At 70.1% G+C, this 11,409-nt stretch carries 7 protein-coding genes and 2 pseudogenes; 5 read left to right on the top strand and 4 right to left on the bottom strand.

The annotated features are described in order from the left end of the window. Window positions 1–515: 515 nt before the first annotated feature. A complete protein-coding gene (locus M4J07_RS16790) occupies window positions 516–1,415 on the bottom strand; it encodes a hypothetical protein (RefSeq protein WP_255972636.1) in 900 nt (299 codons plus the stop codon). 104 nt (window positions 1,416–1,519) lie between these two features. Between M4J07_RS16790 and M4J07_RS16785 the strand changes: the two are divergent. Continuing rightward, window positions 1,520–1,675, top strand: a pseudogene (locus M4J07_RS16785) (IS5/IS1182 family transposase); the annotation flags it as partial. Here the strand turns inward: M4J07_RS16785 and M4J07_RS16780 are convergent. Further along, a pseudogene (locus tag M4J07_RS16780) lies at window positions 1,675–1,808 on the bottom strand (IS5/IS1182 family transposase); the annotation flags it as partial. The pseudogenes M4J07_RS16785 and M4J07_RS16780 overlap by 1 nt on opposite strands. 311 nt (window positions 1,809–2,119) lie before the next feature. Here M4J07_RS16780 and M4J07_RS16775 point away from each other — a divergent pair. Further along, window positions 2,120–4,045 (top strand): Ig-like domain-containing protein, encoded by a 1,926-nt coding sequence (locus tag M4J07_RS16775; RefSeq protein ID WP_255972634.1) that lies wholly within the window; start codon window positions 2,120–2,122, stop codon window positions 4,043–4,045. Window positions 4,046–4,143: 98 nt separating this feature from the next. Next, the gene (locus M4J07_RS16770) at window positions 4,144–4,575 is read left to right on the top strand and encodes a DUF4259 domain-containing protein (RefSeq protein ID WP_255972632.1); all 432 of its coding nucleotides are present in this window, start codon (window positions 4,144–4,146) and stop codon (window positions 4,573–4,575) included. A 276-nt stretch (window positions 4,576–4,851) separates the two neighbouring features. Here M4J07_RS16770 and M4J07_RS16765 read toward each other — a convergent pair whose 3' ends face one another. Both M4J07_RS16765 and M4J07_RS16760 read right to left on the bottom strand, forming a co-directional pair. Continuing rightward, window positions 4,852–5,220 (bottom strand): hypothetical protein, encoded by a 369-nt coding sequence (locus tag M4J07_RS16765; RefSeq protein ID WP_255972631.1) that lies wholly within the window; start codon window positions 5,218–5,220, stop codon window positions 4,852–4,854. A 393-nt stretch (window positions 5,221–5,613) separates the two neighbouring features. Next, entirely contained in the window at window positions 5,614–8,265 is a 2,652-nt protein-coding gene (locus M4J07_RS16760) for an ATP-binding protein (protein ID WP_255972629.1), read from the bottom strand. Window positions 8,266–9,513: 1,248 nt separating this feature from the next. Here M4J07_RS16760 and M4J07_RS16755 point away from each other — a divergent pair. Then, window positions 9,514–9,945 carry a hypothetical protein gene (locus tag M4J07_RS16755; protein WP_255972627.1) on the top strand — a complete coding sequence of 144 codons (432 nt, stop codon included), beginning with the start codon at window positions 9,514–9,516 and terminating at the stop codon, window positions 9,943–9,945. 333 nt (window positions 9,946–10,278) lie between these two features. Next, window positions 10,279–11,319, top strand: coding sequence for a LacI family DNA-binding transcriptional regulator (locus M4J07_RS16750; RefSeq protein WP_255972625.1), 1,041 nt, complete (start codon window positions 10,279–10,281; stop codon window positions 11,317–11,319). The last annotated feature ends 90 nt before the right edge of the window (window positions 11,320–11,409 follow it).

Genomic DNA, 11,409 nt, shown 5'->3' with positions numbered 1-11,409 from the left:
CCTGCTGCCGTGAGGAGCGGCACGAAGGCGATGCCTCTCGCGGGCGGCCTCACCCGCGGACAGTTCGGTCGGCAGGCCTGTCCCGACGGTAGTGACCAGCCTTCCTGCAGGTTGAGCCAGCAGGTGCCGACAGGGATGAAGGTGTGACGGATGCGGGGATGGTCCTCCGGCCAGGTCCGGGTTCACAGGCTGTTGGGGGAGGACAGGTTGTCGGTGACGGGGGCCGGACAGTCGTCTCTGCGCTACCGCCAGCGGCTGCGTTCCCATGCGGACGCGTCCTGACCCGTGGCGCTGATGAGTACGGTGTCCGCGGAGGCGAGCGCCACCATGAGGCGGTGCCTGCGATGACAGCGTGCGCGGCTCGTGTACGGCGGAGCCGACACCCTCGCGTGGAGGTCGGCGGCCCTGGCCCGGGTCTTCGGCGTCCTGCTGCTGACAGGTCACCGCCGGGCGTTGCGCTGGGCTTGCGTTGTGTATGAACTCATGCGGACAGCGGGGCGGATGCCAGGGGGTGTTCAGCGGTGTGCGGCTTGCCCGGTGCCGGGCGGGGGCGCGGCCGTCAGCAGGTGGCGCCGGCGGTACAGGGTGTGCGCGCCGCCGACGGAGCCGACGAGGGCGAGCAGGCCGCCCGCCAGGAGGAGGCTGTCGTCCACGTCGGAGGCAGTCGGGTACTCCAGGTAGGGGTTGTAGAGGTCGCCCTTGAACGGCCCGTACGAGACGAGCGCGCCCCACTCGGCCGTCGGATGCCGCGCTACGTGGCCTTCCGAGCAGAGGAACGCGCTGGTGCGGTGGTCGCCGGTGAACGGGTCCTTGAGGCGCACCATGCAGGGTTCCCCGGGGAATGTCGAAGCCTTGACGACGCTCAGTTCGACGAGCGGATTGTCCTCCGAGGCTGCCGAGCCGGCGATGCCGAGGCACCCCGCGATCAGGCCGAGCATCAGGAGCCAGCGGAAGACGGGGCGCCCGCGCCGCTGCGCCGGGCAGGCCCGGACGAGGGCGGTGGTGCCCGGGACGCGGACGACGCCGCCGCGCTCGGGGGTGCCGGACCACCACAAGGGGCCGTCGGACGTCAGCGCCCGGGAGTCGACGAGCGTGCACTTGAGGTTGAGCGGCCGGTCGGAGGCCGGCATGTGCAGGGTGACCAGGGGCCCGCCGAACCTCCGGCGCCGTACGTGCGCGGGACACCGGGTCCAGGGGTGGACGCGCAGGACCCGGCTCATGTGGTGGGCGTTGCGCGTGAGGATGACGCCGCTCGTGAGCGGCACGGCGCAGGCGACCCAGAAACCCCCGCCGTCGAAGACGCCGGCGACCTTCAGGGCCACGGTGAGCCAGAGGATGATCGTGCCGGTGGCGAGCGTGCGCGTGCCACGGCGTTGGTACGCGGCCAGTTCCTGCGCCGTCGCGGTGTCCCTCATGGCCGGAGTGGTTTTCTCCGCCTCGGCCCTGGCTCTGTCCTGCTCGTCCACCGGCCCCCCAAGTCTCAGCGGCAGCAGAATAGTTGACTACACCCCGAACCTACTTCGGGATCTCGAAGTCGACCGCGCAGCGGCGGTTCCTGATCTGGTCGAGAGCCGGTGTTTGGGGCCGACTGCGCGAGGCCGTGCTCCAGCACCCCGATGATGCCGGCCTCTTGGACGTCACCCGCGTCGTGCTCGACACCGCCCACGTCCGCGCCGGACGACAGCGGCTGTCAGCAGCCAGACGGACCTTCGTGGTCAACCCGCCACGCGATCGTCCGATCGCGTGGTCGGCGGACTCAGCGGCCGGAGCCCCTTTTTGCGGGCCCCGGCGCCGTTCTGGTGGATGCGCAGATCGTGCGTTCCGCCTTCTCGCGATGACTTCGGTCGCGGTGAAGGTAACGGTGCCGCGGTTCTTCTGCGACACCGCGACCGCGTCGTTTCCGACCCCGGCTCAGGTGTGGTTTCCGCGAACGTGAGTTGGCCGATCCGGGAAATACTCACTTCAGTGACCAGTCGGCCGGTCGAGGCCCGTTGCGCAGGCTCCGCCTTTGACCGCGCATAAGCCCTCGGCCAGGGCGCGCCTGAATAGAGATAGACCATTTACGTATTAGCGTTGAATTATTCCGTCTCTGTTCCCGCCAAATGACAGGGAGTGCTGCATGCGGCTGTCCGTAGTGTTGGCACTGACGGCTGTGATGCTTTCTGTGGCTCCTCAGCCTCTTGCCCGCGCCGATTATGAGTCCGCCTGCGCCGCCCCTACCCGCACGATCAGTGGGGGATCCTCTGAGCTGATCAGCCTCGCGGCGGGGGAGACCGTGCTGCTGGCAGGCGGCGAGTACACCGGCGGCCTGTCCGCGCTGCCTGCAGGGGCGGTCCTGTGCGTGGCCGACAGCGCGACCTTCACACCTGCCTGGGCCAACAATCCGGCAGGAACGCTGGCGGTGCAGGGCAGCGCGACGCTGCCCAACATCCCGGTCGCGAGCGGCTTCACGATCGAGAACGCGGGGACGACCCGGATTGAGAGCCTCAACGCGGCCGGTACCCTGACCCTGAAAAATGAGTCCGGCGCGACCCTAACCCTGCAGGGTGGTGTCGCGCTCAACTCTGGCAGTGTGCTCCGCAACGAGGGTGCTGTATCCGTCGGCGCAATCAATGTGGCTTCCGGCAGCACGGTCACCAACGACGGCACGCTGACCACTGGTTCTGCCATCCTCGCCGGCAGGATCGAGAACCGCGGCACCCTCGCGGTCAACGGGTCGATCAATGAAACGAGTTCCACCGCGGTAGTGGACAACCAGTGCCTCCTGAGTGTCGACGGAACCTGGGGGAACGGCGCCACGCTTACCAACAGTGGTGTCATCACCCTCGCCGACTGGCTGGGCAACATCGGGGCCGGCAGCATCCGTCAGACCGCCGACGGAGTGATCAGCGGCTCGAGTTTTCACAACGACGCCACAGTCACGGGCTTCGGTGGATTCCGGTTCACCGGCCAGACCGAGAACACCGGAACCTTCACCGGAGACTCCAGCAGCGACCCCATCTCCTTCTACGACACCACCCCTGTCACCGGCAGCGTTTTCGACTTCTCCTCGGGGACCGCGGAGAACGTGATCCGAACGGCGGTGAGCGTCGACCCGGACTTCGTGCCCGCTGGCTGTGCCGACGCGCGGCTGCAGGGCACCGCTGATCTGTCGGTCACCAAGGCAGGCCCACTTTCGGTTCCCGCAGGCGGCCAGGTCAGCTATCTCGTCACGGTTTCCAACTCGGGCCCAGACACTGCCACCGCGGTCATCGTCCAGGACGACCTTCCCCCAGAGCTCACGGCTGTCACTGCCTCCGACGGTGGCACCGTCTCCGGCACCACCGTCACCTGGGACGTCGGGGACCTCGCGGCGGGAGACTCCGTCCAGTTCACGCTCACCGGCACAGCCCCGGACTCCGGCACACTCACCGACACCGTCTCCGGCACCACCACCGCAACCGATTCCGATCCCGCCAACAACGACGGAACCGCGGACGCGGCCCGGGTCACCACCGTCGTCACCCCGGCCAACCCGAACCGGCCTCCCGTTGTGGACGACACCACCGCCACCACGACTGAGAACACGCCCGTTGCCGGAGAGGTGGCCATCAGCGACCCGGACGGTGATCCGGTAACGGTCAGCCTCGCCCGCCCGCCGGCCAACGGCACAGTCACGGTCGACGACACCGGGCATTTCGTCTACACCCCCAACGACGGCTTCATCGGCACCGACACGTTCACTGTCGCTGCCTGCGACAACGGCGCACCGCAACTTTGCGACACCGGCACAGTCACCATCCAGGTCATCGAGAACGCGCCTTCGCCCACGCCATCGCCCACGACCCCCACTCCGACACCTACTTCAACGGACGAGCCTGTTCCCACGACGAGTCCGACACCCACCGCCAGCCCCGTCTTCCCGACGACCAGGCCTCCCCACCACGGGCAGCCCGCCTTGCCCTCCACAGGGACCGAATCCTGGCGCTTCCTCCTCACCGCTCTGTTGTTGGCGGGATGCGGCGCGGTCGTACTGATCGCAGCGCGCCGCAGGCGCAAGGGCTGAACCACCGCCCTTCTGCGGAAGCGTGCACTGCTCGCACCGTGATCGCAGTGTCAGCGACTGATGCGAAGATCCCGGCGCGACTACACGAGGAGATCAACATGGGCACCTGGGACACCGGCTCGTTCGACAACGACACGGCCGCGGACTTCGCCAACGCTCTCGACGACGCCAAACCCGAGGAACGCGTGGCACTGATCCGTGGCGTCCTCACGCGCACCGACGATGCCACCGGCTGGCTGGTCGAAGGGGAAGAAGCGGTCGCCGCAGCCGCAGTGATGGCGGTGCAATGCCCTGGTGGCGACTCGATCGACACATCTTACGGCCCTAAAGAGCCCATGCCCGCCTTCCCTGACGTTCTCCGGATGCTCGCGGCCGAGGCCCTCGCTCGCGTCATCAGCGATGCGGCCGGGCCAGCCTCGAACTGGGTCGACCCGGAAGACTGGAAGCAGTGGCGAGCCAACCTCGACCGCCTTCGGGCAGTCCTTGCTCCGCCATCACTGTCCATCCCGCTGTTCGAGATCCAGCAATGACAGAGCGTCACCCGCGACAAAACTTGAGCCAGAACCCCTGGAAGTGAACGAAGCCGTAGTGAGGGCTGACCAGCCGTGCCCGAGGTTGGGAGAGTGTCTGCATGCCCAACAGCGCCTCGCCAGGGTGGGCCAGGATCTCGCCGATCCGGGGGCTCCGGCACATCCTCGTGCACGCGATCGGCGCACGCTGGGGGATTCCCGTCGCAACGGGGTTCAGCCGGGCCATCCGCAGGGAGACCGGCATGTCGCCCGGCTGGTGCAGGGAGGTGGCGGCGGTCAGCCCTCCTGGTTGACGTGCATGTCTCCACCCGACTGGTAGACGCGGCCGTGCCCGGTGGCGCGGGCCTCCATCCGCACCGAGCCGACGCGCGGTGCGGCCGGCGCGGCGGCGCGAAGCGCTTCCGTCAACTCGTGCAGTTCCTGGGTGAGTTCCTCGGTGTGTCGACTGTCAGCGAGTAGCAGTTCGTGCAGGCGTAGCTGCCACAGCTCGGTGAGCGCCGCTGCAGCGCGCTCCCCGTCCTCACCTGTGACCATCGTGCGCAGGGCCGTCAGTTCACCCGATACGGCGTCCGCCTGTTCGGGGCGCACCCGGCGCCACAGCGCCGTCACCGCGCCGCGTGTCTGCTGCCACGCGTCGGTGGTCATGGCGGCTACCATCGCCGAGCCTGCCAGCTGCGCCACTGTGTTCGGGTCCATGGTCCACCCCGTGTCCGTGTCCGTGCCGCGCTCGCTGAGCCGAGGCGACCCGATCGCAGGATACGTCCTGAGCGCGCAGGATGGGGTCAATGTGCCGATGCCACAAGGGTGTTGAGCTTCGGTGTTCGTGGCCCGGGATGTGCTTGGTGACGACCGCGACGACGGGGCGTGCGGCCGGGACAGTCCACGAACCGGTCTGGCCGCTCACCGAACGCCTGCCGGAAACTGGTGACCCAGTTGACCCAGTGGCGCCGTACCAGCCGCCGGGGGTTTCCTGGGGTCTCGATCGGTGGACGCTGGGTGTCCTCGCTGCCATCTGGCGGACGCGTCAGCGGTGCCGCGTCACTCCGCCAGGCCGAGGCCTCGCAACCGGTGGTACGAGGCCCGGTGAGCGTCGGGATCGGCGGCCTTCTCCATGATCCGCAGGACGTCCCGCACGGCCGCGCGGGACTTCTGGGGGTGGCGGGCCTTGCGGAGCATCAGCGCCAGCGTGACGGTCGCCGTGACCCGGCCCTCCTCCAGGTCCGCGGCGGTGGCCCGGCGGACGGCTCGTTCGGCGGCGGGGACCGCCTCGGCGGGGCGCCCCAGGCGACCGAGAGCGCGCGCCAGCATGTCCAGGGTCCGCCACTCCGCGTCGGCGTCTGGCTCCGTGGCGAAGACGGCCGCGGCCCGTTCCAGTGGAGCTACGGACTGTTCGTGACGGCCCAGTTTGGTGCGCGCGGCAGCCAGGTTCACGAGAGTGCGGCCCAGCTGCAGCCTCTCACCCAGGCTTTCGTACTGGCCGACGGCCTCGTCATACCGACGAATCGCCTCTTCGTAGTACCCGGCACGGTGGTGGGCCTCCGCGAAATAGCTCAGGGCGGCCGCCGCGCCGGAGGTGTCGCGCAGCTGCCGCCATACCGTCGCGGACAGGTCAGCGGCCCGCCGCAGATGGTCGGCCGGGCGCTTGAGGCGGTACGCGATGGCGAGCGCCAGCTCCGCCGCCTCGACGGCGCCTGCGGCCAGCAGACGGCAGGTGTCCACCCAGTCGGGGGCATCGACGTCGGCGGACCGCTCCAGCGGCTCCACGGCGGATTCGAGTCGGTCCAGGGCGGCCACGATGCGGTCTCTGCTGAGCCAGTACCGCGCCTTCACCATGTGCGTCAGTGCTTCCATGCGGTCGTCGCCGTGCGCGCGGCACAGCCGGAGGCACTCCCGTACGGCCTCGGTCACGACGGGGTTGTCCAGGCCCGTCGCCGCTGCCACACGACAGATCTCGTGCAACAGGGGAAGCCCCTGAAGCTGTTCGCGGCCCTCCAGGCAGGACAGGGCGTCGCGAGCAGCTTGCAGGGCGTACCGCATCAAGGTCTCGATCCGCATCTGATCTCTCGCGCCGACCGCCACCCGCAGGGCTTCGCCGTCGATGTCGAGCAGCCGTCCCGCCACGGCGTCGTGGCCGCGCGCGCGGAGCAGTGCCCCCAGGTCCCAGGCACGGCTCAGCAATGCCCACGGCGAGGTGTCCGCGTCGTCCCGGGCCACGGCGAGCATGCGTCGGCAGACGTCGACGAACTCGGCCCACTGGCCTCGGTGGCGGTGAAGCTCAGCCAGGGCCGCGAGGACCCGCAAGGCGGCCTCGGCGTCGCCGAACGTCACCCCCATCGCGATGGCCGCCCGCAGGTTCGCCTGTTCCTGGTGGAACCAGGCCAGGGCGTCGCGTACGGATTCGTCGGAGGGGAAACCGTCGCGGTGGGACGCCCGCAGCGCGCCACCAAAGTCCTCAGCTCTCACCGCGTAGTGGAGCAACAGAGCTTCGGCGGGCTGTCGCTGGTCGTCCCCGTGGGCCCCCAGGAGCTCGATGGCGTAGTCGCGGATGAGGTCGTGCTGGCGCCAGGCGCCCGCGCCGACGTGCTCGATCATGTGGGCCCGGGCCAGCTCACGCAGCAGCGGGCGTGCCTGGTGGGTGAGCACGCCCAGGAGCCGCGCGGCGCTTTCGATGCCGAAGTGCGGTCCCGGATTGACCGGCAGGATCCGGAAGAGCCGAGCCTGGTCGTAGCTCAGCCGCCGGTACGAGAGGTCGAAGGCTGCGCGGACCGCCCGCTCGCCGTCGTCCAGGAGATCGAGCCTGCTGTGCGCCCCGGCGAGTTCGTCGGCCAGCTCGCCCGGTGCCAGGCCTGGGGAGCCCGCCAGCAGCGCCGTCACGATGTGCAGCGCCAGCGGCAGATGTCCGCACAGCTCGCACAGCCGCCGCGCGCCTTCCGGGTCGTCGTGGATCCGGGAGTCCCAGGCGGAGAGCTGCTCCAGCCGGCGCGTAACCAGGGCGAGGGAGGAGGCGCCAGTCAGTGTCCGCAGGTCGAGGGAGCGGGAGCCGCGCACAGCCAGGGTGTGTCGCGACGTGACGACGACGCGGTGTCTGCGGGAGCGCGGCAGCAGATCGGCGAGCTGGTCGGTGGCGGAGGCGTTGTCCAGCACGAGCAGCACGCAGCGTTCGCGTGCGGCGAGGTCGTCCAGCAACTGGTGGTACCGGACGGCCAGTTGCCCCGGGGCGACGGTGTCGGCCGTTCCGCCCCCGGTGAGAGCGTGCAGCAACGGCCCGAACGTCTGGCGGGGCAGCAGCCGCTGGGACGGATCGGCCGCGTACCCGTTGAGATCCACGAAGACGGCGCCGCCGGGGAACCAGCCGCGGGCCACGGCCTCCGCCGCCCCGGTCCTGGCGAGCGCCGTCTTGCCCACCCCGGCCAGGCCGGCGACCGCCGACACCACCACCGTTCCGGACTGGTCGTGTGCCGGATCCAGCACGCCCAGGACCGAGTCCACCTCGGCGTCCCGGCCGACGAAGACCTCCGCGACCGCTTCGGCGGTCGGCAGGACCCGCTCCACCAGGACGATGGACTCCATGCCCGACGGATGGTGGTGGACCTCGGTGACCTGGAGATCGCCGCCCGCCTGGAGGATCCGCGCGCTTCCGGACGCGGCGGCCGACTGGTGGAGGAAGGGTGGCAGACCGGCCTGTTCCATCCGCGCTCCCCCGTCGCTCAAGATGTTCCGTGTCACTGCAGAATACGGTGACCAGGGGCGGGGTGGCAGGCCAAGTCGCCTGACCAGCGCGGGAGTTGGCCGGTGGTGGATGCACTCCGTGTCCGGACGGCCAGGTCGGAGGCGGGCAGTAGGGGACATCGGGCCTGTTGCGTCACCACCGCGTGGCGGAACGCTGGGCGTGAGCGGTTCGAACGGGCGGAACCGGTCGGATCGGGAGCTGGCCATGGGCGCCTCCGCGCAGGAACGGCAGTTGCGGTTGAGTCCCGTCGGACCAGCCGTGAGGACACGAGGCGACCGGCGGGCGGTCCGGGGGACCGGTGGTGGGGTGGGCCGCGGGTGCCGGTCGGAGGCAGCGGCTGCCACTCGGCGCCGTGGGCGAGGTCCTTGCGGATCTCACCCCGAACCGTGGACCGGGCCCCCTCGCCTTCGCGACGGCCGCGGACGAGAAACGTGCGAAGGTCGTCGGCATCGCACTGGAACGGGCCTGTTTCCAGGTCGCCCTCCTCAACGTGGACGTCTCCGACTGCTACGCGGGCGCGGGCGACGGCACCTACGACCTGTTCCGCCTCCCGGTCCGCGGTGCCCGGCCACGTATCACTGCGCACGTTCCTGTACTCGGACGCGCTGCACGGGGTCCAGATCGACCTGGACGGCCTCTCGCCGCTCGACGCCTACGTCAGCAGGGAACGCGGATAGCACGCCTCAGGTCCCAGCGGCATACGTCTCGCGCCCGACGCGGCGGGACCCCAGCGGAGGCGCTGCGCGCCTGCTCACGTGAGCGGCGGCGACTCTGAAGGCGCCCTGGTCGCCTCGAACCCGGCGTGCGCTCCGCGGCGGGTTTCCGGCAGGCGGCGAGTCGCCCACCGATGACCGCCCACCGATGACCCGCCCGCCGGTTCCGGCCAGAGTGCGGACGTCCCGTCGGGGAGCCGGCGAGACCGGCCGGCCGGACGAGCGACCCCATACGCCGACGTGTGAGGCCGGTGGGGGAAGCGGGCGCCGTGTGGCCCACGGCATGTGCGCGCGGTGTGCGGTACTCCACGCAACTCCCGTAAGGGGAGGGGCTGATGCTCCGCGTTCTTTGGACGGGGACGGCTGTCTACCGTGGATCGCGGGTCGTTGGACGCGACCCACGGGGGAGCGTGTCGGCCCGGGGAATCGGCACGGGGAACGGAGTGGGTCATGAGGGGACGGACCATGCGCGGCCGGAAGTGGATCGCTCGGGGAATGGCTGTCGCCGTGGTGGCCGGCGGCGCGGTGACGCTGACGGCGGCACCGGCGTCGGCGTCGGGGTGTGTCGATCCGTGGTGGTGGCCGGTGCCGCTGTGCGGGACCGTGGAGAACGACACCGGTGGGCAGGTCGGCGCCCACTCGATTCTGGTGTGCACCGCCTGGGGCGCGGACGCCGAGGACCACGCGTACACCGACAGGAACGACTGCGAGGAGACGGCGGAGGTTCCGGTGGGGAAGACGGTGGGTGACGGGGGCGTGGACGTGGACGCGATGTACGTTCCGCCGCTGGCCGTCTACGAGGGCTACATCCAGTGCGACTTCAACGTCTCCTTCAAGTCCCGGTGGGAGCACGAGAAGAGCGGCTGGTACAAGTTCCCCAGCGACTGCGACCTCGTCATCGACGAGATGCCCTACATCACGACCTGAGGCCCGACCGAGGTCGCTCCGCCCTCGCACCGGACGGATCGTAGGCGCCCGCCGGGGTGCCGTCGGCTCCCGTTGCCTGGCGGTGGATCGGATGTGCCACCTGTCCCTCTCTCCGTTGGACCTGGCTGTGTGACGGGAACCTGCGAAACGAGTTCGGAGGCTCTCTGCGCAGGCGTGGAATGGGCGTTGATCAGGTGGAGGACTGTCCCTGTGGGGTGACAATGAGCCCGGATGTAACCGACACGACGCGACTTAAGCGCTAAAGTTGCCGGGCAACGACACTCTGGGGCGCCGGGGCCACGATGAGCGCCCCGCGACCAGATGGGGCTTCATATGGGATCCGATGCGCGCCGTCCCACTCTGCGCGACATCGCCGACCGCGTAGGCATCTCGGAGGCCGCCGCTTCCTTCGCGCTCAACGGGAAGCCCGGCGTGTCCGAGGCCACCCGGCAGCGGGTGCTGCAGGCGGCCAAGGAGCTCGACTGGGCGCCGCACCACGCGGCCCGCGCGCTGACCGGTGCCGGCACCGCGACCGTCGGTCTCGTCATCGCGCGCAGTGCGCAGGACGTCGGCTCCGAGCTGTTCTTCCACCGGCTGATGACCGGCATGCAGGCGGTGCTGAGCCGTCGGAAGTACGCCCTGCTGTTGCAGGTCGTGGACTCCGTCGACGAGGAGATCGCCGTCTATCACGCGTGGAAGCGGGAGAACCGGGTCGACGGTGTCGTGCTGGTTGACCTGCGGCGCAACGACCCGAGGCCCGAGGCCGTGGTGGAGCTCGGCCTGCCCGCGCTGATCGCGGGTGGGCCGGACCCGGCGGGCGTCGTCCCGTCGGTGTCCATCGACGACGCGGCGGCGATGACGTCCGTCATGCGGCACCTCAAGGAGACGGGTCACGAGCGGGTGGCCTACCTGTCGGGGCCGATCAGCCTGCTCCACGTCCACCGCCGCATCGAGTCCTTCTGGCGCGCGTCGGCGGACCTCGGCATCGCGGACTGCCGCAGCCACGCGACGGACTTCTCGGCCGGCGCCGGCGACAGTGCGACCACGTCGATGCTGCGCGGCGATCCGCGGCCGACCGCGCTGATCTACGACAACGAAGTGCTCGCCGTCGCCGGTGTCGGCGCCATCAGGCGGATGGCGCTGCGCATTCCGGAGGACGTCGCGGTGGTCGTCTGGGAGGACACGCCCGTCTGCACGGTGCTCCAGCCCGCCCTCACCGCGTTGCACCGTGACCCGGCCGGCTTCGGCGCCGACGTGGCGGAACGCCTGCTCAAGGTCCTGGCGGGGGAGAAGGTGGCCGACTTCGAGGAGCGGGTGCCCACCCTGGTGGCCCGGGCGAGCACGGTCGGCGAGAGGCCCGGCGACGCGGACTGACACGCGCCGGGCCGACTGCGCGCATCCGAACAATCTCGGGTCCGGAAGCCGTTGACACCAGTAACTTAAGCGCCTTAGTCTCCGGTGAAG

This window comes from Streptomyces longispororuber (genome assembly GCF_024448165.1).
Lineage (GTDB): Bacteria > Actinomycetota > Actinomycetes > Streptomycetales > Streptomycetaceae > Streptomyces > Streptomyces longispororuber_A.
The sequence above is the reverse complement of the archived record's forward strand: the minus strand, read 5'-3'. Positions and strand labels throughout refer to the sequence as shown.